This window comes from Bacillus sp. FSL W8-0770 (genome assembly GCF_038008705.1).
GTDB classification, from domain to species: Bacteria; Bacillota; Bacilli; order Bacillales; family Bacillaceae_G; genus Bacillus_A; species Bacillus_A cereus.
In genome coordinates this window covers 106490-130983 of sequence record NZ_JBBOZR010000001.1, presented here as the reverse complement: position 1 = coordinate 130983, position 24494 = coordinate 106490, and the positions used below count along the sequence as shown (strand labels likewise).

Here is a 24494-nt window from a genome sequence, read left to right as displayed (position 1 = left end):
GCAAACCTCCCCTCAATTTATCGATTAATTCCGATCTCTCTTTCACGAACTACAGTTTTCATACGAGCAATTGCTTTACGCACTTCACGAATGCGAGTTGGATTCTCTAATTGTCCTGTAGCAAGTTGGAAGCGAAGATTAAACAACTCTTCCTTTAAAGCTTTAACTTTTGTTTCGATTTCGGCAGTGGTTAATTCACGAATATCATTAGTTTTCATTAGATTCACCACCATTTTCTTCACGTTTTACGAATTTACATTTCACAGGTAACTTGTGAGCTGCAAGACGTAATGCTTCGCGTGCTACCTCTTCAGATACACCCGCGATTTCGAACATAATTTTCCCAGGTTTTACTACTGCTACCCAGCCTTCTGGTGCCCCTTTACCGGAACCCATACGTACTTCTAGAGGTTTTGCAGTGTAAGGTTTAGAAGGGAAAATTTTAATCCATACTTTACCGCCACGTTTCATGTAACGAGTCATTGCACGACGAGCAGCTTCGATTTGACGGTTTGTAATCCATGAAGCAGCTTGTGCTTGTAAACCGAATTCACCGAAAGCAATTTCAGTTCCACCTTTAGCACGACCACGCATTTTACCACGATGCTCTCTACGATATTTTACGCGTTTTGGCATTAACATATTATTTTCCTCCTTCCTCAGAAGCTTTCTTTTTTGTAGGAAGGACTTCTCCACGGTAGATCCATACTTTTACGCCTAATTTACCGTATGTTGTATCAGCTTCAACTGCTGCATAGTCAATATCAGCGCGAAGTGTATGAAGTGGAACAGTTCCTTCACTGTAAGATTCTGCACGAGCGATATCAGCTCCGCCAAGACGACCAGAAACCTGTGTTTTAATACCTTTAGCACCTGCACGCATAGCACGTTGAATAACTTGCTTTTGTGCACGACGGAATGATACACGGTTTTCTAATTGACGAGCGATGTTTTCGCCTACTAATTTAGCGTTAAGATCAGCTCTCTTAACTTCTAAAATGTTGATGTGTACACGCTTGCCTGTTAATTGGTTAAGAGCTTTACGAAGTGCTTCAACTTCAGTACCACCTTTACCAATTACCATACCAGGTTTTGCAGTGTGAATTGTAACATTTACACGATTTGCTGCACGTTCGATTTCTACTTTAGCAACAGCAGAATCTTTTAAGCGTACATTAATGTACTCACGGATTTTGATGTCTTCATGTAATAATGTAGCGTAATCTTTCTCAGCGAACCAACGAGATTCCCAGTCACGGATAACGCCGACACGAAGACCAATTGGATTAACCTTTTGACCCATCGATTATCCCTCCTTCTTTTCTGATACCACAACTGTGATGTGGCTTGTGCGTTTGTTAATTTGGCTTGCACGACCCATTGCACGTGGACGGAAACGTTTTAACGTTGGACCTTCGTCAACGAAAACTTTTTCAACAACTAGGTTGTTAATGTCCATCTCATAATTGTGCTCTGCATTTGCGATTGCAGATTTTAAAACTTTTTCTACAACTGGAGAAGCAGTTTTTGGTGTGTGGTTAAGGATAGCAATCGCTTCACCCACTTGCTTACCTCGGATTAAGTCTACTACTAAACGAACTTTACGAGGAGCAATACGAACTGTTCTCGCTACTGCTTTAGCTTGCATTGAAGTGCCTCCTCTCATTATCTTCTAGTTTTCTTATCGTCAGCAAGGTGACCTTTGTACGTACGAGTTGGTGCGAATTCACCTAACTTATGGCCAACCATATCCTCAGTGATGTACACAGGTACGTGTTTACGACCATCATATACAGCGATTGTGTGTCCGATGAACTGAGGGAAGATTGTTGAACGGCGAGACCAAGTTTTAACAACTTGTTTTTGCTCAGATGCAACTAATTTTTCCATTTTGCTCATTAAGTGATCATCGACAAATGGTCCTTTTTTTAAGCTACGAGCCATTTTGGTGCCTCCCTTCGTGATTGGCGTACGGTTCTAGAAATGAACCGTACTACAATCCCATTATTTTTTACGACGACGAACGATGAATTTGTCAGACGCTTTGTTTTTCTTACGAGTCTTGAATCCAAGAGTTGGTTTACCCCATGGAGACATTGGAGACTTACGTCCGATTGGAGAACGTCCTTCACCACCACCGTGTGGGTGATCAACCGGGTTCATTACAGAACCACGAACTGTTGGGCGTTTACCTAACCAGCGAGAGCGACCTGCTTTACCGATTTTGATAAGTTCGTGTTGTTCGTTACCTACTTGACCGATTGAAGCGCGACAAGCAGATAATACAAGACGTACTTCACCAGAAGTTAAACGTACAAGTACGTATTTACCTTCTTTACCAAGTACTTGAGCAGATGTACCAGCAGAACGAACTAATTGTCCGCCACGACCAGGCTTAAGCTCGATGTTATGAACAACAGTACCTACTGGAATGTTGATTAATGGTAATGCGTTACCGATTTTAATGTCAGCTTCTGGGCCAGACATAACTTCCATACCTACTTCTAAAGATTTAGGAGCAAGAATGTAACGTTTTTCACCGTCAACGTAGTTAATTAATGCGATATTCGCAGAGCGGTTTGGATCGTATTCGATCGTAGCAACGCGTCCTGGAATTCCATCTTTGTTACGCTTAAAGTCGATGATACGGTATTGACGCTTATGTCCGCCACCTTGATGACGTACAGTGATTTTACCTTGGTTATTACGACCAGCCTTCTTGCTTAAAGGAGCAAGTAATGACTTTTCGGGTCTATCAGTCGTGATTTCAGCGAAATCATTCGTAGTCATATTACGACGACCGTTAGTAGTTGGATTATACTTTTTGATTCCCATCTCAATTTCCCTCCTTCTTTAGTAAGAATTAAACGCCTTGGAAGATTTCGATTTCTTTGCTGTCAGCAGTTAGCTTAACGATTGCTTTACGACGACGGCTAGTAAAACCAGCGTGACGACCAACGCGTTTTGCTTTCGGCTTGTAGTTCATGATGTTCACTTTTTCTACTTTAACACCAAAGATCGCTTCAAGAGCATCTTTAACTTCTGTTTTATTAGATTTAACGTCCACATCGAACGTGTATTTTTTTTCAGCCATCATTTCCATAGAACGTTCAGTGATAACTGGGCGCTTAATGATATCACGAGGATCTCTCATTATGCAAGCACCTCCTCTACTTTTTCCACTGCCGCTTTTGTCATGATTAGCTTATCATGATGAAGCACGTCTAAAACGTTTACGCCATCAGCAGTGATTACTGTTACTCCAGGGATATTGCGAGCAGATAACTCTACAGATTCGTTTGCATCAGCAGTTACGATAAGAGCTTTCTTCTCAACAGTTAATCCTTTAAGTACTGCTAGCATATCTTTTGTTTTTGGTGCATTTAACACTAGGTCTTCAAGAACTACAATGTTGTTCTCAACTACTTTAGTAGCTAATGCAGATTTGATTGCTAAACGACGAACTTTCTTAGGAAGTTTGTACGCATAGCTTCTTGGTGTAGGTCCGAATACCGTACCACCACCACGCCATTGAGGAGAGCGGATAGACCCTTGACGAGCACGTCCAGTTCCTTTTTGACGCCATGGTTTACGACCACCACCGCGAACTTCAGAGCGAGTTTTTACTTTGTGTGTACCTTGACGTAAAGATGCACGTTGCATCATTACAGCTTCGAAAAGTACAGCTTCATTTGGTTCGATACCGAAAATAGCTTCAGCTAATTCGATTTCACCAACCTGTGAACCAGTTTGGTTATATACAGTAACTTTTGGCATTGGAATTCCTCCTTCCTATTGTGAATTATTTGCTAACCTTCACAGCGCCTTGAACAACTACAAGAGATTTCTTAGCACCTGGAACGTTACCTTTTACTAGTAATAAGTTGCGCTCAGTGTCAACTTGAACGATTTCTAAGTTTTGGATAGTAACTTGGTCTCCACCCATACGTCCAGCAAGTTTTTTGCCTTTGAATACACGGTTCGGAGCAACTGGGCCCATTGAACCTGGACGACGGTGATAGCGAGAACCATGAGACATAGGTCCGCGAGATTGTCCGTGGCGTTTGATAACACCTTGGAAACCTTTACCTTTAGAAATTCCTGTTACATCAACGATTTCACCTGTAGCGAATACGTCAACTTTTACCTCTTGACCAACCTCTAATCCGTCCACGTCTGCATCGCGGATTTCGCGAATGAAGCGCTTAGGAGTTGTAGATGCTTTAGCAGTGTGGCCTTGTTCAGGTTTGTTAGTTAACTTTTCACGTTTATCTTCAAATCCTAACTGGATTGCATTGTAGCCATCAGTTTCAGTTGTTTTCTTTTGAAGAACAACGTTTGGATTAGCAGCGATAACTGTTACTGGGATTAACTCACCGTTCTCAGCAAATACTTGAGTCATACCGATCTTTCTTCCTAAGATTCCTTTGGTCATGAGTTACACCTCCTACATTTTTAAGTTATATAAATTATAGTTTGATTTCGATATCTACACCAGATGGTAAGTCTAAACGCATTAATGAATCTACTGTTTGTGGAGTAGGACTCACGATGTCGATTAGACGTTTGTGCGTGCGCATTTCGAATTGCTCACGAGAATCTTTGTACTTATGAACAGCACGAAGAATTGTGTAAACAGTTTTTTCAGTTGGTAATGGGATCGGACCAGAAACTGTTGCCCCAGAACGCTTAGCTGTTTCTACAATTTTCTCAGCTGACTGATCAAGAATACGGTGATCGTAAGCTTTTAAACGGATACGAATTTTTTCTTTTGCCATTATTTTCCCTCCTTCGTTCGCCTATTTCTAAAATAGACCTTCTCCATGGAAATTTCCCCACACCATGCCATGGCAAAGCGGCCGGGTGTGTCAGCAACCTTCCACTTCATCGCAGTCAAAGACCAACATTGTCTATTATACAATGTTATTCGTCTAGATGCAAGCATCTTTTTGTTTGCATCTGCTTTTCTCTACTTTTGCTATTATACATGGCACTTTAAAGAATTTCAAGTTTTCATCTAACAGAATTCATTTTACAGTTTCTGGATTATCTTTTGTTGTTTTTATATTACTATAGAAGAAACTCGTCAAAACAAAAAAAACACTCTCTTCCCCCTTATATAAACGCAAACAAAAAACCTAAGGGAAAATCCCTTAGGTTTTTTTATATCAGTTAAGATTACTCAACGATAGTAGCAACTACACCGTAACCTACTGTACGTCCACCTTCACGAATAGAGAATTTAGTTCCCTCTTCGATAGCGATTGGAGCGATAAGTTCGATAGTCATTTCGATGTTGTCACCAGGCATTACCATTTCAGTACCTTCTGGTAATTGGATGATACCAGTTACGTCAGTTGTACGGAAGTAGAACTGAGGACGGTAGTTAGCGAAGAATGGAGTGTGACGTCCACCTTCTTCTTTAGATAATACGAAAACTTCAGCTTTGAATTTAGCGTGAGCTTTTACAGAACCGCTTTTTGCAAGTACTTGTCCACGTTGGATGTCTTCACGAGCAACCCCACGAAGTAAAGCACCGATGTTGTCTCCAGCTTGAGCTTGGTCAAGAAGTTTACGGAACATCTCTACACCAGTTACAGTTGTAGAAGCATTTTCTTCAGCAAGACCGATGATTTCTACTACGTCACCAACTTTAACGATACCGCGCTCAACACGACCAGTAGCAACTGTACCACGACCTGTGATAGAGAATACGTCCTCTACAGGCATTAAGAATGGTTTGTCAGTTTCACGTTCTGGAGTTGGGATGTAAGCATCAACTTCAGCCATTAATTCAATGATTTTTGCTTCCCAATCAGCTTCTCCTTGAAGAGCTTTAAGAGCAGAACCTTTGATTACAGGAATGTCGTCGCCTGGGAATCCGTATTCAGATAATAGGTCGCGAACTTCCATTTCTACTAATTCTAATAATTCTTCGTCATCTACCATGTCGCATTTGTTTAAGAATACAACGATGTAAGGAACACCTACTTGACGAGAAAGAAGGATGTGCTCACGTGTTTGAGGCATTGGGCCATCAGCAGCAGATACTACTAAGATACCGCCGTCCATTTGAGCAGCACCAGTGATCATGTTTTTAACATAGTCAGCGTGACCTGGGCAGTCAACGTGTGCATAGTGACGAGTTTCAGTTTCGTACTCAACGTGTGCAGTTGAGATTGTGATACCGCGCTCTCTTTCTTCTGGAGCAGCATCGATTTGATCGTATCCGCGTGCTTCAGCACCACCAGCTTTTGCAAGAACTGTAGTGATCGCAGCAGTTAATGTAGTTTTACCATGGTCAACGTGGCCGATTGTACCGATGTTAACATGGGGTTTAGAACGTTCGAATTTAGCTTTAGCCATTCTAAATTCCTCCTTAGTTTATATAGGTTATTTTATATTTAGACTAGAAAGTGAAACTTACGTCCCACTTTCTAAGCTTACATAAGTAGTTATACTTGAACAATCGATAAAAATCAATTATTCACCTTTATTTTTTTTGATAATTTCTTCAGAAACAGACTTTGGTACTTCTTCATAGTGGTCAAACACCATAGAGAATGTTCCGCGTCCTTGAGTGTTAGAACGTAATGACGTTGCATAACCGAACATTTCAGAAAGTGGAACCATAGCGCGAACAACTTGTGCGTTACCGCGAGCTTCCATACCTTCTACACGTCCACGACGAGATGTTACGTCACCCATAATGTCACCCATGTACTCTTCAGGAATTACAACTTCAACTTTCATCATTGGCTCAAGAATTACTGGGCTACATTTAGAAACCGCAGCTTTAAGTGCCATAGATGCAGCGATTTTGAACGCCATCTCAGATGAATCGACATCATGGTAAGATCCGTCAACTAATGCAGCTTTAATGTCAACTAGTGGATAACCAGCTAGTACACCATTTTTAAGTGCATCTTCAAGACCTGCTCCAACAGCTGGGATGTATTCACGAGGAACTACACCACCGACGATCTTGTTTTCGAATTCGAATCCTTTACCTTCTTCGTTAGGTTCAAACTCAATCCAAACGTGACCGAATTGTCCACGACCACCAGATTGACGAGCGAACTTACCTTCAACTTTCGCAGCAGCGCGGAAAGTCTCACGGTATGCTACCTGAGGAGCACCAACGTTTGCTTCCACTTTGAATTCACGACGCATACGGTCAACGATGATATCAAGGTGAAGTTCACCCATACCAGCGATGATAGTTTGGCCAGTTTCTTGGTCAGTGTGAGCACGGAATGTTGGATCTTCTTCAGAAAGCTTAGATAATGCTGTACCCATTTTATCTTGGTCAGCTTTAGATTTTGGTTCGATAGCTACAGAGATAACTGGCTCTGGGAATTCCATAGACTCAAGGATAACAAGGCTCTTCTCGTCACAAAGAGTATCACCAGTAGTAGTATCTTTTAAACCTACAGCAGCAGCGATATCACCAGCGTAAACTGTTGAAATCTCTTCACGGCTGTTAGCGTGCATTTGTAGGATACGACCTACACGCTCACGCTTACCTTTAGTTGAGTTTTTCACGTATGATCCAGAGTTTAACACACCAGAGTACACACGGAAGAACGTTAACTTACCAACATAAGGGTCAGTCATGATTTTGAATGCTAAAGCTGCGAATGGTTCTTCATCGCTAGACTTACGTTCTACTTCTTCATCTGTATCCGGTAGAGTACCTTTAATAGCAGGTACATCTAGTGGAGATGGAAGGTAGTCGATAACTGCGTCTAACAGAATTTGAACACCTTTGTTTTTGAATGCAGAACCACAGATTACTGGGAAGAATTCTACAGAAGTTGTAGCCTTACGGATACCAGCTTTAAGCTCTTCTACAGTGATTTCTTCACCTTCTAGGTACTTCATCATCATTTCTTCATCAAGCTCAGCTACCGCTTCAATAAGTTTTCCACGGTATTCTTCAGCTAATTCTTTGTGCTCTTCAGGAATTTCAACACGTTGAATGTCTGTTCCTAAATCGTTACCGTACATGTAAGCACACTCTTCAACAAGGTCAATGATACCATTGAACTCATCTTCAGCACCGATTGGTAACTGAATTGGATGTGCGTTTGCTTGTAAACGATCGTGGATTGTTCCTACAGAGTATAAGAAATCTGCACCGATCTTATCCATTTTGTTAACGAATACGATACGAGGTACGCCGTAAGTAGTAGCCTGACGCCAAACAGTTTCTGTTTGTGGTTCTACACCAGATTGCGCATCAAGTACTGCTACAGCGCCATCAAGTACGCGTAAAGAACGTTCTACTTCTACTGTGAAATCTACGTGTCCTGGAGTATCAATGATGTTTACACGATGACCTTTCCATTGTGCTGTAGTTGCAGCAGAAGTAATTGTGATACCACGCTCTTGCTCTTGCTCCATCCAGTCCATCTGAGATGCACCTTCGTGAGTTTCACCGATTTTATGAATACGTCCTGTGTAGTACAGAATACGCTCAGTTGCTGTTGTTTTACCAGCATCGATGTGAGCCATGATACCAATATTACGAGTGTTTTCTAAAGAGAACTCTCTTGCCATTTGGTGTCTTGCTCCTTCCATATATGGATTGGATTTTTTTATTTTAAGTAGCAAAAAAGCCACTTTATATTGTTACACATGTCAGTATGTCCAGTACTCTCATTATGTAAAACGAGCGCCCGATGAAAGGGAGAGGCATTCTCCCTCTCCACACTTCCATAAGCGACAAATAAAGCGGTTTATGCTTACATTTATTTTACGTTGAATCCTACCAACGGTAATGAGCAAATGCTTTGTTAGCTTCTGCCATTTTATGAGTGTCTTCACGTTTCTTAACAGATGCACCAGCGTTGTTAGCTGCATCTAAGATTTCGTTAGCAAGACGCTCTTCCATAGTTTTTTCACCACGAAGACGAGCGTAGTTTACTAACCAACGAAGACCTAAAGTTGTACGGCGTTCTGGACGAACCTCAACTGGAACTTGGTAGTTAGCACCACCAACACGACGAGCGCGTACTTCAAGAACAGGCATGATGTTCTTAAGAGCTTGCTCGAATACTTCCATTGGCTCTTTGCCAGTACGTTCGTTTACAATATCGAACGCATTATAAAGAATTGTTTGAGATTTACCTTTTTTACCGTCAACCATCATTTTGTTGATAAGGCGTGTTACTAACTTCGAATTGTACATTGGATCTGGTAACACGTCACGTTTCGCAACAGGTCCTTTACGAGGCATATTGAGTTCCTCCTTTCATTTTAAAGTTATTATTTTTTAGCAGGTTTTGGTCTCTTAGTACCATATTTAGAACGTCCTTGCATACGTTTGTCAACACCAGCTGTGTCAAGCGCACCACGAACGATGTGGTAACGTACCCCCGGTAAATCCTTTACACGACCACCGCGAATTAATACTACGCTATGCTCTTGTAGGTTATGACCGATACCTGGGATGTAAGCTGTAACCTCGATACCGTTTGTTAAACGTACACGAGCGTATTTACGTAACGCTGAGTTAGGTTTCTTTGGAGTCATTGTACCAACACGAGTACATACACCACGTTTTTGAGGTGCAGAGATATCAGTTGATTTTTTCTTTAAAGAGTTAAAACCTTTGTTTAACGCAGGTGATTTAGATTTCCATACTTTATCAGTACGACCATTTCTCACTAATTGGTTAATAGTAGGCATTTGATTATCCTCCCTTCGCATGTTTGTATGACCACATATCCAGGTGGTTCATTATTAGTTGAAAACAAAGTTTTTGCAAGGAAGAGCAAATGCTCTCTCCTCACAAAAACAGTTTTAACTTATTATTCCTATTGCTGAAGCTCCCACTTGAATCCCCGAAGCTTTACCAAGCTTACGAACTGATTCAACTTTTGTTATGGGCACGTTATATTGCATTGCAACACGAATGATAGCATGGGTTAACCGCATGTCAGCATCCTCTGCGATGACAACTTCTTTAACTGTACCATTTTTGATTGCCTCCAATGTGCGTTTATGACCAACGACTACATTTTCAGCAGTTGATACTTTTTGATAAGACATATAAATATCCTCCAAAGCATCGTTCAGGAGCAACCTTGATTATAGTAACATTTTGACTCATACAATGTCAACTAAGATTAATTGTTTTTATACAAAATTTATGCCGGAAAATTTTACTGTTCCACATAAACCTCATCGTTTTCTACATTCATGTCATCTTGTGTTGTTTTTACAAGATCCACTTTGCGATAACGATTCATACCTGTTCCAGCAGGAACAAGTTTACCGATAATAACATTTTCTTTTAATCCTAGAAGTTCATCGCGTTTACCCTTAATTGCTGCATCAGTTAAGACACGAGTTGTTTCTTGGAACGATGCTGCAGATAAGAATGAATCTGTTTCAAGTGAAGCTTTTGTAATACCAAGTAGAACAGGTCTAGCTGTTGCTGGTTGCTTACCTTGCAGTAAGACCTTAGCATTCGCATCAGTGAACTGATGGATATCTAGTAATGTTCCTGGTAATACATCTGTTTCACCTGCATCACTTACACGAACTTTACGTAACATTTGACGTACCATTACTTCTACGTGTTTGTCACCAATTTCTACCCCTTGCATACGGTATACTTTTTGAACTTCACGTAATAAGTATTCTTGAACCGCCGTAATGTCCGTTACTTTTAGTAATTCTTTCGGATCAATAGAACCTTCTGTTAACTCTTTACCGTGGCTAATTGGCTGTCCTGGAGTTACTTTCAGACGAGCACCGTAAGGAATAGCATACGTACGAGCTTCAACTTCACCCTGTACAACTACTTCTTGGCGATCTTTAACGTCGTTGATCGCTGCGATAACACCGTCGATTTCACTGATAACTGCCTGACCTTTCGGATTACGAGCTTCGAAGATCTCTTGGATACGAGGTAAACCTTGAGTGATATCATCTCCGGCAACCCCACCTGTATGGAATGTACGCATCGTTAACTGTGTACCTGGCTCACCGATAGATTGAGCTGCGATAATACCTACCGCTTCTCCTACTTCTACGTCTGTTCCAGTTGCTAAGTTACGACCGTAACACTTCTTACATACACCGTGGCGAGTGTTACACGTAAACGCTGAACGAATGTTTACAGTTTCAACACCCGAATTTTCAACGATATGAGCGATATCTTCAGTAATTAATTGATTTTCAGCAACTAATACTTCACCTGTTTCAGGATGTTTTACAGTTTTTCTTGCAAAACGTCCAACAAGACGATCATATAATGACTCGATAACTTCATTACCCTCTTTAATCGCACCGATTAATAAACCGCGATCTGTTCCACAATCATCTTCACGAACGATTACATCTTGTGCAACGTCAACAAGACGACGTGTTAAGTAACCAGAATCGGCAGTTTTAAGTGCTGTATCAGCAAGACCTTTACGCGCACCGTGCGTAGAGATGAAGTACTCAAGTACTGTTAAACCTTCACGGAAACTCGATTTGATTGGAAGTTCGATGATACGACCAGATGGATTGGCCATAAGACCACGCATACCAGCAAGCTGAGTAAAGTTAGATGCGTTACCACGGGCACCTGAGTCACTCATCATGAAGATTGGGTTGCGTTTATTCAAGGATTTCATCAGTTTTCCTTGGATAACATCTTTTGCATTACTCCAAATAGAGATAACGCGATCGTAACGTTCTTCTTCCGTGATTAAACCGCGACGGAATTGTTTAATTACATTATCTACTTTTGCTTGTGCTTCGTGGAGAATTTCATCTTTTTCGCCTAATACAAGAATGTCAGATACCCCAACTGTAATACCAGCTTTTGTAGAGTACTTGAATCCTAAGTTTTTCATACGGTCAAGCATGCGAGACGTTTCTGTAATTTGGAAACGTTTGAATACTTCCGCAATGATGTTACCAAGGATTTTCTTGCTAAATGGCGCCACTTCTTCGCGACTAGCAATAATTTCTTTAATGTTCGCACCTTTTTCAACGAAATATTTCGCTGGTGTTTCTTTTTCAAGGTTTGAATTTGTTGGTTCATTAATATAAGGGAACGACTCTGGTAAGATTTCGTTAAATATTAATTTACCAACTGTTGTTAATAGAAGCATACTCTTTTGCTCTTCAGTAAATGTTGCGTTGTTTACTGCACTTGCAGCTACTGCAACACGTGTATGAAGATGAACATATCCATTTTGATATGCAAGCAATGCTTCGTTTGCATCTTTGAAGACCATACCTTCACCGATTGCACCTTCACGCTCAAGTGTTAAGTAATAGTTACCTAATACCATATCCTGAGATGGAGTAACAACTGGTTTACCGTCTTTCGGGTTCAAGATGTTTTGTGCCGCTAACATAAGAAGACGAGCTTCAGCTTGAGCTTCTGATGATAAAGGTACGTGAACGGCCATTTGGTCACCGTCAAAGTCCGCGTTGTATGCAGTACATACAAGTGGGTGAAGACGGATTGCGCGACCTTCTACTAATGTAGGTTCAAACGCCTGGATACCAAGACGGTGAAGTGTTGGTGCGCGGTTTAGAAGTACTGGATGTTCTTTAATCACAGACTCTAAAACGTCCCAAACTTCAGGTTGTACACGCTCGATTTTACGTTTCGCACTCTTAATGTTATGTGCTAATCCTTTTTCAACTAACTCTTTCATTACGAAAGGTTTGAACAGTTCAAGCGCCATTTCTTTTGGTAATCCACATTGATACATCTTTAAGTTCGGTCCTACAACGATTACAGAACGACCAGAGTAGTCAACACGTTTACCTAATAAGTTTTGACGGAAACGTCCTTGTTTACCTTTAAGCATGTGAGATAGTGATTTTAATGGACGGTTACCTGGTCCAGTAACTGGACGGCCACGACGACCATTATCGATTAATGCGTCTACAGCTTCTTGTAACATACGTTTTTCGTTTTGAACGATGATGCTTGGTGCACCTAAGTCCAATAGACGTTTTAAACGATTGTTACGGTTAATTACACGACGGTATAAGTCGTTTAAGTCAGAAGTAGCAAAACGTCCACCGTCTAACTGTACCATTGGGCGTAGTTCTGGTGGAATTACTGGTAGAACATCTAAGATCATCCAAGACGGTTCATTTCCAGAGTTACGGAATGCTTCTAATACTTCTAGACGTTTAATAGCACGAGTACGGCGTTGTCCTTGTGCTGTTTTTAATTCTTCTTTTAAGAAGTCTACTTCTTTATCTAAATCGATGTCTTGTAGTAGCTTTTTAATTGCTTCTGCACCCATAGCAGCTTGGAATGTGCTACCATATCGATCACGATATGCACGGTATTCTTTTTCAGAAAGTAATTGCTTCTTATCAAGTGGTGTATCTCCACTTTCTGTTACAACATAAGAAGCGAAATAAATTACTTCTTCAAGCGCGCGAGGGGACATGTCTAAGACAAGTCCCATGCGGCTCGGGATACCTTTGAAATACCAAATATGAGATACAGGAGCAGCTAATTCAATATGACCCATACGTTCACGACGTACTTTTGCACGCGTTACTTCAACGCCACATCGATCACAAACTACACCTTTATAACGTACACGTTTGTATTTTCCGCAATGACATTCCCAGTCCTTTTGTGGTCCGAAAATACGCTCACAGAACAAGCCATCTTTTTCAGGCTTTAACGTACGATAGTTAATAGTTTCTGGTTTCTTAACTTCACCGTATGACCAAGAACGAATCTTGTCAGGTGAAGCAAGTCCAATCTTCATATATTCAAAGTTATTTACATCTATCAAGGGGCCTACCTCCCTTTTAGTCTACAGGTTATCCCAATTATTCCTTAGTTGTCTCAACTTCGACATTCAATTTATCTGCTGATTGATGGTCATCGTCATCTTCTGTATCACGCATTTCAATTTCTGTATCGTCGCTAGACATCATTTTAACGTCCATACCTAAACTTTGCAGCTCTTTAATCAATACTTTGAATGATTCAGGAACGCCTGGTTCTGGAACATTTTCGCCTTTAACAATTGCTTCATAAGTCTTAACACGTCCAACAACATCATCAGACTTCACTGTTAAGATTTCTTGAAGAGTATAAGCAGCACCGTAAGCTTCAAGTGCCCAAACCTCCATCTCACCGAAACGCTGTCCACCGAACTGAGCTTTACCTCCAAGAGGTTGCTGCGTTACAAGTGAGTATGGTCCAGTAGAACGAGCATGAAGTTTATCGTCAACCATGTGCGCAAGTTTGATCATATACATGACACCAACAGATACGCGGTTATCGAATGGTTCACCAGTACGTCCGTCATACAGGATTGTTTTCGCGTCATTTGCCATACCAGCTTCTTCAATTGTGCCCCAAACATCTTCCTCACGAGCACCATCGAATACTGGTGTTGCAATGTGAATGCCAAGGTATCTTGCTGCCATACCAAGATGAAGCTCTAATACCTGACCGATATTCATACGAGATGGTACCCCTAATGGGTTTAACATGATATCGATTGGCGTACCGTCTGGTAAGTAAGGCATATCTTCTTCTGGTAAAATACGAGAAATAACACCTTTGTTACCGTGACGTCCGGCCATCTTGTCACCTTCAGAAATTTTACGTTTTTGAACGATATATGCACGTACAAGTTGATTCACGCCTGGTGGCAATTCATCGCCATCTTCACGGTTGAATACTTTTACGTCTAAGATAATACCGCCACCACCGTGTGGTACACGTAGTGATGTATCACGTACTTCACGCGCTTTTTCTCCAAAGATAGCATGTAATAGACGTTCTTCAGCTGTTAATTCTGTTACACCTTTAGGTGTTACTTTACCAACAAGTAAATCTCCATCTTTTACTTCAGCACCAACGCGAATGATACCGCGCTCGTCAAGGTTACGTAATGCGTCTTCCCCAACGTTTGGAATGTCACGTGTAATTTCTTCTGGTCCAAGCTTCGTATCACGAGCTTCTGATTCATATTCTTCAATATGAATAGAAGTGTACACATCATCTTTTACAAGGCGCTCACTCATGATGATCGCATCCTCGTAGTTATAACCGTCCCAAGTCATGAAGCCAACAAGCACGTTACGTCCAAGTGCTAGTTCACCTAATTCCATAGAAGGACCATCCGCAAGGATTTCACCTTTTACAACTTCATTTCCAACACTTACGATTGGACGTTGGTTGTAACAAGTTCCTTGGTTAGAACGAATGAATTTTTGCATTTTGTAGCGATCTAAGTCGCCTTTTACTGTTTGACCGTCAACTTCTACATAGCGACGTACCCAAACTTCACGTGCTTCTACGCGCTCAACAACACCAGGATGTTTACAGATTACTGCAGCACCTGAGTCTTTTGCTGATACGTACTCCATACCTGTACCTACAATCGGAGATTCCGGATTCATTAACGGAACCGCCTGACGTTGCATGTTCGCTCCCATAAGTGCGCGGTTAGAGTCATCGTTTTCTAAGAACGGAATACAAGCTGTCGCTGCCGACACTACTTGTTTTGGAGATACATCCATGTAGTCGATGCGTTCTCTATTTGTGACAATGTTTTCACCACGGAAACGAGCTACGATATCTTCACTTAGGAATTCACCTTCGTCAGATAATTTCATATTCGCTTGGGCTACAACATAATTATCTTCTTCATCTGCTGTTAAGTAATCAACATGCCCTGTTACAAGACCAGTTTCTGGGTCAACACGACGGTATGGTGTTTCAATGAAACCAAACTCATTTACTTTCGCGAACGAAGATAATGAGTTAATCAAACCGATGTTTGGTCCCTCTGGTGTTTCAATCGGACACATACGACCGTAGTGAGAGTAATGAACGTCACGCACTTCAAAGCCTGCGCGCTCACGCGTTAAACCACCAGGTCCTAATGCAGATAGTCTTCGTTTGTGAGTTAACTCTGCTAATGGGTTTGTTTGGTCCATAAACTGAGATAACTGAGAACTTCCGAAGAACTCTTTAATAGATGCAATAACAGGACGAATATTAATTAGTGCCTGTGGTGTAATCGCATTTGTATCTTGGATCGACATTCTCTCACGAACAACACGTTCCATACGAGAAAGACCGATACGGAATTGATTTTGTAATAGTTCTCCAACAGAACGCAGACGACGGTTTCCTAAATGGTCAATATCATCTGTATCCCCTACTTTGTATAGTAGGTTGAAGAAGTAACTGATAGAAGCAAGGATATCACCTGGTGTGATGTGTTTCACATCACGAGTAATGTTTGCATTACCAATTACATTAATTACGCGTTCGCCTTCCGACTCAGGAGCATAAATCTTAATAGATTGCAGCTCAACATCGCCTTCTACCACTCCACCCATTGGTTTCGCTGTTTTGAATCCAATGTTTTTCTCTAAGTAAGGTAAAATGCGATCAAGTGTACGACGATCTAAGATTGTTCCTTCTGCCGCTAAAATTTCACCAGTTTCTGGATCCACTAATGTTTCAGCTAAACGTTGATTAAACAATCTGTTTTTAATGTGTAACTTCTTGTTGATCTTATAGCGACCTACATTTGCTAAATCGTAGCGCTTTGGATCGAAGAAACGAGACACAAGTAAGCTCTTAGCATTTTCTACTGTTGGTGGTTCACCAGGACGTAGACGCTCATAAATTTCAAGCAATGCTTTTTCTGTGCTATCTGTGTTGTCTTTTTCTAATGTGTTGCTTAAGTATTCGTTATCACCTAAAAGCTCGGTGATTTCTTGATCAGAGCCAAACCCTAATGCGCGTAACAAAACAGTTACAGGAAGTTTACGCGTACGGTCAATACGCACATATACAACATCCTTAGCATCTGTCTCATACTCTAACCAAGCTCCGCGGTTTGGAATTACAGTAGCAGTAAAACCACGTTTTCCGTTTTTATCCACTTTGCCACTATAGTATACGCTTGGAGAGCGAACTAACTGGGAAACGATAACACGTTCTGCACCGTTAATTACGAATGTTCCAGTCTCTGTCATGAGTGGGAAATCTCCCATGAACACATCTTGTTCTTTTACTTCACCAGTTTCCTTGTTGATTAGACGCACTTTTACACGAAGTGGTGCTGCATACGTCACATCACGCTCTTTGCATTCGTCTACAGAGTATTTAGGTTCACCTAAGCTGTAGTCGATAAATTCAAGCGATAGATTTCCCGTAAAGTCTTCAATCGGAGAAATGTCTTGGAACATTTCTCGCAAACCCTCATCAAGAAACCACTGATAAGAAGAGGTTTGAATTTCGATAAGATTTGGTAACTCTAATACTTCACTAATACGGGCATAACTTCTTCGTTGGCGGTGGCGTCCGTATTGAACTAGTTGACCTGTCAACTGCTTCACCCCTCAAATCATGAGTATTATAAATGCACAAAAAAATTTGTGCAAAATCACAAATAAATACAACTACTGCTATTAGCGTAGTCTCTTTCTCTTAAAGATAAATACGTTGAGTCTTTCTACCTGCTCAAAAAAGAAAAATGGCTTCTATAAGAAAACCATCATTCTGTTTCATAATCTGCTGATTTTACTATCTTTTCCAAGAGAAACAAAAATATACATCTTTCTCAACGCAGAAAATCATATATTGGCATTGTATAATGTTAACATAGCCAAAAATAACCGTCAACGTTTTTTTGATTTTATGATATAATATCCTTTTTTCTTTTCTACAACCTCAACTTCAGAAAATACTTCTTCTAGTTTTTTTAGCGCAGACGGTGCACCTTGTTTCTTTTGAATAACAATCCAAAGCTCTCCATCTGGAACTAAATACTCCACAGCTTTTTCTAAAATCTCATGTACGATATCTTTACCCGCACGAATTGGAGGGTTAGATAGAATAGCAGCATACTTACCATCTACATTTTCATAGACGCTACTTTGAAAAATACGTATATTCTCGATTTTGTTATTAGCGGCGTTTTCTTTCGCAAGCCCAAGTGCCCTCTCGTTCACATCCACCATGTGAACTTCACGACCTTGAAACTCTTTCGCTAACGACAAACCAATAGGACCGTATCCGCAACCTACGTCTAATATATCACCTTTAATATCTGGCATTTGAAACGCTTCAATTAAAAGACGGGAACCAAAGTCCACTTCGTTTTTCGAGAACACCCCATGGTCAGATAAGAAAGTGAATCGAGATCCACGAAGGGCAAACTCCCATCGCTTACGATCACTTTTACTAGAAGGGTCGTTAGAAAAATAATGGTCTGCCATATGGCCACCTCTTTTCTTTACAGTTAAAAAAAAAGCTCGCATGAGAGCGAGCTTTTTTTAAAGCATCAAAAGTTAATTACTTAACTTCTACAGCAGCGCCAACTTCTTCAAGTTTAGCTTTGATTTCTTCAGCTTCTTCTTTAGCAGCAGCTTCTTTGATTACTTTTGGAGTGTTGTCAACTAATTCTTTAGCTTCTTTTAAGCCAAGACCAGTGATTTCACGAACAACTTTGATAACTTTGATTTTTTGTGCACCAGCGCTAGTTAGTTCCACATCAAATTCAGTTTTCTCAGCAGCAGCTTCTCCAGCGCCACCAGCAACAGCTACAGGAGCAGCAGCAGTTACGCCGAATTCTTCCTCGATAGCTTTTACTAAGTCGTTAAGTTCTAATACAGTCATAGATTTAACTGCTTCAATGATTTGTTCTTTAGTCATTGTAAATATCCTCCCTTAAATAGGTTTGTATTGTTTTATCGATAATACGTAATTATCTTTTAAAAAATTAAGCGCCTTGCTCTTCCTTTTGGTCTGCAACTGCTTTAGTAGCAAGTGCAAGGTTACGGATTGGAGCTTGAAGAACGCTAAGAAGCATAGAAAGTAAGCCTTCACGTGATGGAAGAGTAGCGATTGCTTTAACCTCATCAAGTGTTACAAGTTTACCTTCGATTACGCCCGCTTTAATTTCTAAAGCTTCATGATCTTTAGCGAAGTCGTTTAATACTTTCGCAGGAGCAACTACATCCTCGTTACTGAACGCGATTGCGTTTGGTCCTGTTAAGAATTCATTTAACTCAGCCATTTCAGCAGATTCTGCAGCACGACGAGTTAGAGAGTTTTTGTAAACTTTGAACTCAACGCCAGCTTCACGTAATTGCTTACGTAATTCTGTTGCTTCAGAAACTGTTAAACCACGGTAGTCAACAACGATTGTAGATTTACTAGCGCGAAGTTTGTCCGCGATTTCAGTTACAACTTGTTGTTTAGTTTCGATTACTTTGCTCATGTTATTACACCTCCTGTAGATTATATAGAAGATGTACCGAAAGTGCACTAAAAACCTCCATGCCCAACTTGTAGACATGGAGGCATATAGTCACAGAAAAAAGATTCCGCTTCGTATATTAACACCTAGGTAGGAAATTAAGTCTATTGACACCTACTGTCTACGGTACACTAATTAAATTCACAACATAAATGATTATATTAAAACTTCTTTATGAAGTCAACTTCCAAAATTTACGCTAATGTAGAAACGTCTACACGTACGCCAGGTCCCATTGTAGAAGCAACTGTTACGTTCTTCATGTAAGTACCTTTTGCAGCAGCTGGCTTAACTTTTTGTAAAGTGTCAGCAATTGTTTTGAAGTTTTCTACTAATTTAGCATCTTCGAAAGATACTTTACCGATTGGAACGTGGATGTTACCAGCTTTATCAACGCGGTATTCAACTTTACCAGCTTTGATTTCGTTAACAGCTTTAGTTACATCGAAAGTAACTGTTCCAGTTTTAGGGTTTGGCATTAAACCTTTAGGTCCTAATACGCGACCAAGTTTACCAACTTCACCCATCATGTCAGGAGTTGCTACTACTACATCGAAATCGAACCAACCTTGTTGGATTTTACCGATGTAATCAGTATCGCCTACGAAGTCAGCTCCAGCAGCTTCAGCTTCTTTAGCTTTTTCACCTTTAGCAAATACTAATACACGTTGTACTTTACCAGTACCGTGTGGAAGAACAACTGCACCACGGATTTGTTGGTCAGCTTTCTTAGGGTCAACACCTAAACGGAATGCAGCTTCTACAGTTGCATCAAATTTAGCTGTGTTTGTTTTCTTTACTAATTCTACTGCTTCTGTTGCAGAGTAAGCAGCTGCACGATCAACAAGCTTTGCAGCTTCTACGTACTTTTTACCTCTTTTAGCCATTTTTATTTCCTCCTCGAATGTGGTTTTAGCGGAATAACCTCCCACGTTTACGCCTGTTTTCAGGTATAACCTGAGGATGAGCGCCATCCATTTATTTAAAAACGATAATCATTTACGATAATAAAGGTTGCGAATTGGAATTCCAGACCCGCAACCTTTTTTAAAAACAAATCGAATTAGTCTTCGATAACGATGCCCATACTGCGTGCAGTACCTTCAACCATACGCATTGCAGCTTCTACGCTAGCAGCGTTTAGGTCAGGCATTTTAGTTTCAGCGATTTCGCGTACTTTATCACGCTTAACAGTTGCCACTTTATTACGGTTTGGTTCACCAGAACCAGACTCAATACCAGCTACTTTCTTAAGAAGAACAGCAGCAGGAGGAGTTTTAGTAATGAAAGTGAATGAACGGTCCTCAAATACCGTAATTTCAACAGGGATGATAAGACCAGCTTGATCTGCTGTACGAGCGTTAAACTCTTTACAGAAGCCCATGATGTTAACACCTGCTTGTCCTAATGCTGGACCAACTGGTGGAGCTGGGTTAGCTTTACCTGCAGGAATTTGAAGCTTTACCATTTTAATTACCTTTTTAGCCACGAGACACACCTCCTTAAGTCCGTGATGTGGTCAATTGGACAGTGATTTGCCCTCCCACGTCATATTTTATCTGTAAGGATAAAATCTTTCAAAAAACGTCTCCGATAACGAAGACGTACTGACTTAAAAGATATTATCACTTTTTACAATTCATTTCAAGTTTCATTTTATAATTTTTCAATTTGATGGAAGTCAAGTTCAACTGGAGTCTCGCGACCAAACATATCCACAAGCACGCTAACCTTTTTCTTCTCCACATCAATTTCTTCAATAGCACCTGTATAATCTGCGAATGGCCCCTCATTTACACGTACTGTCTCATGAAGTTCAAAGTCGAAATCAACCACTTCGTTGTCCATTCCCATATGTTTCATAATGGTAACAACTTCCTCTTCTAATAGAGGTGATGGTTTAGATCCAGAACCAGAAGAACCAACGAACCCAGTTACACCCGGCGTGTTACGTACAACATACCAAGAGTCATCAGTCATGATTAATTCTACTAATACATAACCTGGGAACACTTTTCTTTTCATTAATTTTTCTTTTCCGTTTTTCATTTCTACTTCTACTTCTTCCGGGACAACAACACGGAAAATTTTATCTTGCATACCCATTGATTCTACACGTTTCTCTAGGTTTGCTTTTACTTTATTTTCATATCCAGAATAAGTATGGACAACATACCAACTTTTTTCCATTCATTTAGGACGAGCGTCCTTCCCTCCCTGACGTACATTTTTTTGCGCAAATGAAAAAACCCGTTCACCGGGCTTTTACACAGTTCTTATAAATAACATTATATCATGGATAAGTGCTTCTTATTCAAGAATTAACCAAGAATTAACCGAATTAAAGAAGAAATGCCCATATCAACTACTGCGAAGAAAATCGCAAAGAACACAACTGTAGCAACAACAGTCGCTGTTGAGCGGAGTAATTCATCTTTTTTAGGCCAACTTACTTTTTTCATTTCGCGACCTACATCGCCGAAAAAGTTCGTTAAACGCATCTGCGGGACCTCCAGTGTATTATTTCAATTATTTATTTTGTTTCCTTGTGAACTGTATGCTGATTGCATGTTTTACAAAACTTTTTTATTTCAAGTCGCTCTATTGAGCTCGTATCTTTCATAGTAGAGTAGTTTCGATTTTTACACTCTTCACATGAGAGTACAACTTTTTTCCTCATTAGTTACACCAACCTTGTAACATTATGTCCCTAAAAATGTATCATACAATAAAAGACAATGTCAATGACATGCATTTTGTACTCTCTACAAAAGAAAACAGGTGATTTATTTTACACCTGCAGCACTTGTTACTTCTTATGAATTTAAAGTTGTACTTTCTCTCATTTCCATATATCGTTCCAATTTCCTCTTTACTCTTTGTAAAGCGTTATCAATAGATTTCACATGCCTGTTTAACTGTTCTGAAATCTCTTGATAAGAACGACCATCTAAATATAAAGAAAGCACTTTCCTTTCTAAATCGCTTAATAATTCAGATATTTTTGATTCTATGTCTGTATATTCTTCCTGGCTAATGATCATCTCTTCAGGATCAGTCACCTTCGCTTCAGAAATAACATCCAATAACGTTCGATCAGATTCCTCATCGTAAATCGGCTTATCTAAAGACACATACGAATTTAAAGGAATATGTTTTTGTCTTGTTGCCGTTTTAATAGCGGTAATAATTTGTCGAGTGATACATAGTTCAGCAAATGCTTTGAATGAAGACAGCTTGTCCTCTTTATAATCACGAATTGCTTTAAACAACCCTATCATACCTTCTTGAACAATGTCTTCTCGATCGGCACCCACTAAAAAGTAAGATCTTGATTTCGCACGAACAAAGTTCTTATACTTGTGAATTAAATATTCTAGAGCGTCAGTATTACCTTTTCGAACTAACTCAACGATTGCCTCATCCTCTAAATCACGAAATGTAACGTCGCCTATACTTACGAAGCCTGCTTCCACCTTGATCCCTCCGACCGCTATTTATTTAGCAATATTATACAGTAAAAAGATAAAGAGCGTCAATGCTTCAACGCTCTCCTCTTCTTAATTTTTCTAATTTTTCTGTAATATCCTTACTAAATATCTTTCGCATGGCGGGCTGCTGTTCTTTCGTGTCTTTTGTACGCCTTCTTACTTGTTGTTCCATCGCTTGTACTTCCAACTCTAATTCACGCGCAGATTTTCGAAGGGCACCTTGCCCAAATATAACCCATTGTTCTGTATAATCAGAAGTCGCAACATATATTTGTGTATTTATATTTCTAAGCTCTATCGCAAGTTGCTCTATCTTTTCGTCTGCAGTTTGATTCTTTCGTGTGAATATTACTTCTACACGAGATTGTTTCATCTTTTTTTCAATACCATGGACTGTATAGGCATCAAAGACTATCATCACTTTTGTGCCTGTATAACCTTGATAATCCGCCATCTTATCAATAAGCGCATCTCTTGATGATTGTAAATCTACATCCCGCAGTTTCTTCAAATCTCCCCAAGCTCCGATAATGTTGTAGCCGTCAACGATTAAAATATCGTTCATTTTTTATTTACCAATTTCGTGACGTTTACGATATACCTCATACATTAACAAACTTGCGGCTACTGAAGCATTTAAGGATGTAACTTTACCAACCATCGGTAGAGTGATTAAGAAATCACACTTTTCACCAATAATACGACTCATACCTTTTCCTTCACTACCAATTACTAATCCAATCGGCATTGTACCATCTAAATTACGGTAATCCGTTTTCCCTTTGGCATCTGTACCAGCAATCCAAAGTCCACGCTCTTTTAATTCATCAATTGTACGAGATAAGTTTGTTACGCGCGCAACAGGAATGTATTCAATCGCTCCTGTTGATGCTTTCGCAACTGATGCGGTAAGTCCCACAGCTCTTCTCTTCGGAATAATAATTCCATGAGCTCCTGTTGCATCAGCAGTACGCATAATAGAACCTAGGTTATGCGGATCTTCAATCTCATCTAAAATCAAGAAGAACGGATCTTCATTACGTTTTTCTGCCACTTTGAATAAATCTTCTAACTCTGCATACTGATATGCAGCTACTTGAGCAATTACACCTTGATGATTACCCTCAACTAATTGATCTAACTTTTTCTTTGGTGCATGTTGTAAAATAATCTTATTTTCTTTCGCTAACGCTAGTACAATTTGTACTTGTCCTTTGGCAGCACCTTCTGCGATCCAAATTTTATTAATATCTCTCCCTGATCTTAACGCTTCAATTACAGGGTTACGTCCGATAATATATTCACTAGTCATGATGATGTGCCCCCTTCCTTTTCTTCTAAAACTGCAATTGCCTTATATACAATTTCGTCTAATCTTTCACGATTATTTAATAAATGATGATAACCAATTAGCGCTTCAAAGGCTGTACTATGTCGATATGTTTGTACATCCGTATTTTTCGGAACTGTACCTGAATTTGCATTACGCCCTCTTCTTAATACCGCCTCTTCTTCCTCTGTCAAAAATGCCGTCTCTAATAAATGATAAACAACTTTCGCCTGTGCTTTTGCTGAAACAAAGCTCGTCCCTAAGCGATGTAATTGATTAGGGCGAACTTTTCCTTTTTGAAGGAGGTGATAGCGGATATATTGTTCATATACCGCATCACCCATATACGCTAACGCCAAGCTGTTTAATTGCTTTGCATCAATCATC

The 24494-nt window shown here is 40.1% G+C and carries 29 protein-coding genes and 1 other annotated feature; all 29 genes read right to left on the bottom strand.

Annotated elements, in window-relative coordinates; all coding sequences use genetic code 11:
- Positions 1 to 17: 17 nt before the first annotated feature.
- A complete protein-coding gene (gene rpmC / locus NST27_RS00710; protein WP_000855718.1) occupies positions 18 to 218 on the bottom strand; it encodes a 50S ribosomal protein L29 in 201 nt (66 codons plus the stop codon).
- Positions 208 to 642, bottom strand: a complete 435-nt coding sequence (gene rplP, locus NST27_RS00705; protein WP_000928969.1) for a 50S ribosomal protein L16 — start codon at positions 640 to 642, stop codon at positions 208 to 210. The genes rpmC and rplP overlap by 11 nt, the downstream gene beginning before the upstream one ends.
- Position 643: 1 nt before the next feature.
- Positions 644 to 1303 carry a 30S ribosomal protein S3 gene (gene rpsC / locus NST27_RS00700; RefSeq protein WP_000529956.1) on the bottom strand — a complete coding sequence of 220 codons (660 nt, stop codon included), beginning with the start codon at positions 1301 to 1303 and terminating at the stop codon, positions 644 to 646.
- A 3-nt stretch (positions 1304 to 1306) separates the two neighbouring features.
- A complete protein-coding gene (rplV, locus tag NST27_RS00695; RefSeq protein ID WP_001148024.1) occupies positions 1307 to 1648 on the bottom strand; it encodes a 50S ribosomal protein L22 in 342 nt (113 codons plus the stop codon).
- 17 nt (positions 1649 to 1665) lie between these two features.
- The gene (gene rpsS / locus NST27_RS00690) at positions 1666 to 1944 is read right to left on the bottom strand and encodes a 30S ribosomal protein S19 (RefSeq protein WP_000124454.1); all 279 of its coding nucleotides are present in this window, start codon (positions 1942 to 1944) and stop codon (positions 1666 to 1668) included.
- 60 nt (positions 1945 to 2004) lie between these two features.
- Positions 2005 to 2835, bottom strand: a complete 831-nt coding sequence (gene rplB / locus NST27_RS00685) for a 50S ribosomal protein L2 (protein ID WP_000511583.1) — start codon at positions 2833 to 2835, stop codon at positions 2005 to 2007.
- Between the two features lie 28 nt (positions 2836 to 2863).
- The gene (gene rplW, locus NST27_RS00680; protein ID WP_001205558.1) at positions 2864 to 3154 is read right to left on the bottom strand and encodes a 50S ribosomal protein L23; all 291 of its coding nucleotides are present in this window, start codon (positions 3152 to 3154) and stop codon (positions 2864 to 2866) included.
- Positions 3154 to 3777, bottom strand: a complete 624-nt coding sequence (gene rplD, locus NST27_RS00675) for a 50S ribosomal protein L4 (protein ID WP_001127258.1) — start codon at positions 3775 to 3777, stop codon at positions 3154 to 3156. Before rplD ends, rplW begins: the two co-directional genes overlap by 1 nt.
- A 25-nt stretch (positions 3778 to 3802) precedes the next feature.
- Entirely contained in the window at positions 3803 to 4435 is a 633-nt protein-coding gene (gene rplC, locus NST27_RS00670; protein WP_000160207.1) for a 50S ribosomal protein L3, read from the bottom strand.
- Between the two features lie 34 nt (positions 4436 to 4469).
- Complete coding sequence (gene rpsJ, locus NST27_RS00665) at positions 4470 to 4778, bottom strand: 30S ribosomal protein S10 (RefSeq protein WP_001040596.1); 309 nt, start codon at positions 4776 to 4778, stop codon at positions 4470 to 4472.
- A gap of 400 nt (positions 4779 to 5178) precedes the next feature.
- On the bottom strand, positions 5179 to 6366 hold the full coding sequence (tuf, locus tag NST27_RS00660) for an elongation factor Tu (protein WP_001029614.1): 1188 nt from the start codon (positions 6364 to 6366) through the stop codon (positions 5179 to 5181).
- A gap of 117 nt (positions 6367 to 6483) precedes the next feature.
- Positions 6484 to 8562, bottom strand: coding sequence for an elongation factor G (gene fusA, locus NST27_RS00655; protein WP_000090370.1), 2079 nt, complete (start codon positions 8560 to 8562; stop codon positions 6484 to 6486).
- A 208-nt stretch (positions 8563 to 8770) separates the two neighbouring features.
- Positions 8771 to 9241 carry a 30S ribosomal protein S7 gene (rpsG, locus tag NST27_RS00650; protein WP_001137491.1) on the bottom strand — a complete coding sequence of 157 codons (471 nt, stop codon included), beginning with the start codon at positions 9239 to 9241 and terminating at the stop codon, positions 8771 to 8773.
- Positions 9242 to 9270: 29 nt separating this feature from the next.
- Entirely contained in the window at positions 9271 to 9693 is a 423-nt protein-coding gene (gene rpsL / locus NST27_RS00645) for a 30S ribosomal protein S12 (RefSeq protein ID WP_001142341.1), read from the bottom strand.
- A gap of 114 nt (positions 9694 to 9807) precedes the next feature.
- Positions 9808 to 10056, bottom strand: coding sequence for a 50S ribosomal protein L7ae-like protein (locus tag NST27_RS00640; RefSeq protein WP_000121837.1), 249 nt, complete (start codon positions 10054 to 10056; stop codon positions 9808 to 9810).
- Positions 10057 to 10169: 113 nt separating this feature from the next.
- Positions 10170 to 13781 carry a DNA-directed RNA polymerase subunit beta' gene (rpoC, locus tag NST27_RS00635; protein WP_000567939.1) on the bottom strand — a complete coding sequence of 1204 codons (3612 nt, stop codon included), beginning with the start codon at positions 13779 to 13781 and terminating at the stop codon, positions 10170 to 10172.
- 37 nt (positions 13782 to 13818) lie between these two features.
- Entirely contained in the window at positions 13819 to 17352 is a 3534-nt protein-coding gene (gene rpoB / locus NST27_RS00630; RefSeq protein WP_000147553.1) for a DNA-directed RNA polymerase subunit beta, read from the bottom strand.
- A gap of 291 nt (positions 17353 to 17643) precedes the next feature.
- Positions 17644 to 18243 (bottom strand): class I SAM-dependent methyltransferase, encoded by a 600-nt coding sequence (locus tag NST27_RS00625; RefSeq protein WP_000763262.1) that lies wholly within the window; start codon positions 18241 to 18243, stop codon positions 17644 to 17646.
- 76 nt (positions 18244 to 18319) lie between these two features.
- The gene (rplL, locus tag NST27_RS00620; RefSeq protein WP_000159736.1) at positions 18320 to 18679 is read right to left on the bottom strand and encodes a 50S ribosomal protein L7/L12; all 360 of its coding nucleotides are present in this window, start codon (positions 18677 to 18679) and stop codon (positions 18320 to 18322) included.
- A gap of 67 nt (positions 18680 to 18746) precedes the next feature.
- Positions 18747 to 19247 carry a 50S ribosomal protein L10 gene (rplJ, locus tag NST27_RS00615; RefSeq protein ID WP_000048716.1) on the bottom strand — a complete coding sequence of 167 codons (501 nt, stop codon included), beginning with the start codon at positions 19245 to 19247 and terminating at the stop codon, positions 18747 to 18749.
- Between the two features lie 39 nt (positions 19248 to 19286).
- Positions 19287 to 19431: a sequence feature (ribosomal protein L10 leader region), on the bottom strand.
- 49 nt (positions 19432 to 19480) lie between these two features.
- On the bottom strand, positions 19481 to 20173 hold the full coding sequence (gene rplA, locus NST27_RS00610) for a 50S ribosomal protein L1 (protein ID WP_001987630.1): 693 nt from the start codon (positions 20171 to 20173) through the stop codon (positions 19481 to 19483).
- A gap of 176 nt (positions 20174 to 20349) precedes the next feature.
- Positions 20350 to 20775 carry a 50S ribosomal protein L11 gene (gene rplK, locus NST27_RS00605; RefSeq protein WP_001085872.1) on the bottom strand — a complete coding sequence of 142 codons (426 nt, stop codon included), beginning with the start codon at positions 20773 to 20775 and terminating at the stop codon, positions 20350 to 20352.
- Between the two features lie 167 nt (positions 20776 to 20942).
- Complete coding sequence (gene nusG, locus NST27_RS00600; RefSeq protein ID WP_000415794.1) at positions 20943 to 21476, bottom strand: transcription termination/antitermination protein NusG; 534 nt, start codon at positions 21474 to 21476, stop codon at positions 20943 to 20945.
- Positions 21477 to 21607: 131 nt separating this feature from the next.
- Positions 21608 to 21787: a preprotein translocase subunit SecE gene (gene secE, locus NST27_RS00595; protein ID WP_001241323.1), complete on the bottom strand. Its 180-nt coding sequence runs from the start codon at positions 21785 to 21787 to the stop codon at positions 21608 to 21610.
- 32 nt (positions 21788 to 21819) lie between these two features.
- Complete coding sequence (gene rpmG / locus NST27_RS00590; protein ID WP_014481927.1) at positions 21820 to 21966, bottom strand: 50S ribosomal protein L33; 147 nt, start codon at positions 21964 to 21966, stop codon at positions 21820 to 21822.
- Positions 21967 to 22102: 136 nt separating this feature from the next.
- Positions 22103 to 22762 (bottom strand): RNA polymerase sporulation sigma factor SigH, encoded by a 660-nt coding sequence (locus tag NST27_RS00585; protein WP_000387193.1) that lies wholly within the window; start codon positions 22760 to 22762, stop codon positions 22103 to 22105.
- Between the two features lie 67 nt (positions 22763 to 22829).
- Positions 22830 to 23342, bottom strand: coding sequence for an NYN domain-containing protein (locus NST27_RS00580; RefSeq protein WP_000997886.1), 513 nt, complete (start codon positions 23340 to 23342; stop codon positions 22830 to 22832).
- A gap of 3 nt (positions 23343 to 23345) precedes the next feature.
- Complete coding sequence (gene rlmB, locus NST27_RS00575; protein WP_000200237.1) at positions 23346 to 24089, bottom strand: 23S rRNA (guanosine(2251)-2'-O)-methyltransferase RlmB; 744 nt, start codon at positions 24087 to 24089, stop codon at positions 23346 to 23348.
- Entirely contained in the window at positions 24086 to 24493 is a 408-nt protein-coding gene (locus NST27_RS00570; protein WP_000564261.1) for a Mini-ribonuclease 3, read from the bottom strand. Before NST27_RS00570 ends, rlmB begins: the two co-directional genes overlap by 4 nt.
- Position 24494 lies beyond the last annotated feature (1 nt).

Bases quoted from the DNA above. Each gene is read 5' to 3' on its own strand.
- rplC (WP_000160207.1), bottom strand. From the start codon at position 4,435: ATGACCAAAGGAATCTTAGGAAGAAAGATCGGTATGACTCAAGTATTT.
- rpsS (WP_000124454.1), bottom strand. From the start codon at position 1,944: ATGGCTCGTAGCTTAAAAAAAGGACCATTTGTCGATGATCACTTAATG.
- rplW (WP_001205558.1), bottom strand. From the start codon at position 3,154: ATGAGAGATCCTCGTGATATCATTAAGCGCCCAGTTATCACTGAACGT.
- rplA (WP_001987630.1), bottom strand. From the start codon at position 20,173: ATGGCTAAAAGAGGTAAAAAGTACGTAGAAGCTGCAAAGCTTGTTGAT.
- secE (WP_001241323.1), bottom strand. From the start codon at position 21,787: ATGCGTTTAACGAACTTTTTCGGCGATGTAGGTCGCGAAATGAAAAAA.
- tuf (WP_001029614.1), bottom strand. From the start codon at position 6,366: ATGGCTAAAGCTAAATTCGAACGTTCTAAACCCCATGTTAACATCGGT.
- rplJ (WP_000048716.1), bottom strand. From the start codon at position 19,247: ATGAGCAAAGTAATCGAAACTAAACAACAAGTTGTAACTGAAATCGCG.
- rplB (WP_000511583.1), bottom strand. From the start codon at position 2,835: ATGGGAATCAAAAAGTATAATCCAACTACTAACGGTCGTCGTAATATG.
- rplL (WP_000159736.1), bottom strand. From the start codon at position 18,679: ATGACTAAAGAACAAATCATTGAAGCAGTTAAATCTATGACTGTATTA.
- rplD (WP_001127258.1), bottom strand. From the start codon at position 3,777: ATGCCAAAAGTTACTGTATATAACCAAACTGGTTCACAGGTTGGTGAA.
- rlmB (WP_000200237.1), bottom strand. From the start codon at position 24,089: ATGACTAGTGAATATATTATCGGACGTAACCCTGTAATTGAAGCGTTA.
- rpmC (WP_000855718.1), bottom strand. From the start codon at position 218: ATGAAAACTAATGATATTCGTGAATTAACCACTGCCGAAATCGAAACA.
- NST27_RS00625 (WP_000763262.1), bottom strand. From the start codon at position 18,243: ATGGCAGACCATTATTTTTCTAACGACCCTTCTAGTAAAAGTGATCGT.
- rpsG (WP_001137491.1), bottom strand. From the start codon at position 9,241: ATGCCTCGTAAAGGACCTGTTGCGAAACGTGACGTGTTACCAGATCCA.
- rplP (WP_000928969.1), bottom strand. From the start codon at position 642: ATGTTAATGCCAAAACGCGTAAAATATCGTAGAGAGCATCGTGGTAAA.
- rplV (WP_001148024.1), bottom strand. From the start codon at position 1,648: ATGCAAGCTAAAGCAGTAGCGAGAACAGTTCGTATTGCTCCTCGTAAA.
- nusG (WP_000415794.1), bottom strand. From the start codon at position 21,476: ATGGAAAAAAGTTGGTATGTTGTCCATACTTATTCTGGATATGAAAAT.
- rpmG (WP_014481927.1), bottom strand. From the start codon at position 21,966: ATGAGGAAAAAAGTTGTACTCTCATGTGAAGAGTGTAAAAATCGAAAC.
- NST27_RS00580 (WP_000997886.1), bottom strand. From the start codon at position 23,342: ATGAACGATATTTTAATCGTTGACGGCTACAACATTATCGGAGCTTGG.
- fusA (WP_000090370.1), bottom strand. From the start codon at position 8,562: ATGGCAAGAGAGTTCTCTTTAGAAAACACTCGTAATATTGGTATCATG.
- NST27_RS00570 (WP_000564261.1), bottom strand. From the start codon at position 24,493: ATGATTGATGCAAAGCAATTAAACAGCTTGGCGTTAGCGTATATGGGT.
- NST27_RS00640 (WP_000121837.1), bottom strand. From the start codon at position 10,056: ATGTCTTATCAAAAAGTATCAACTGCTGAAAATGTAGTCGTTGGTCAT.
- rpsJ (WP_001040596.1), bottom strand. From the start codon at position 4,778: ATGGCAAAAGAAAAAATTCGTATCCGTTTAAAAGCTTACGATCACCGT.
- rpsL (WP_001142341.1), bottom strand. From the start codon at position 9,693: ATGCCTACTATTAACCAATTAGTGAGAAATGGTCGTACTGATAAAGTA.
- rpsC (WP_000529956.1), bottom strand. From the start codon at position 1,303: ATGGGTCAAAAGGTTAATCCAATTGGTCTTCGTGTCGGCGTTATCCGT.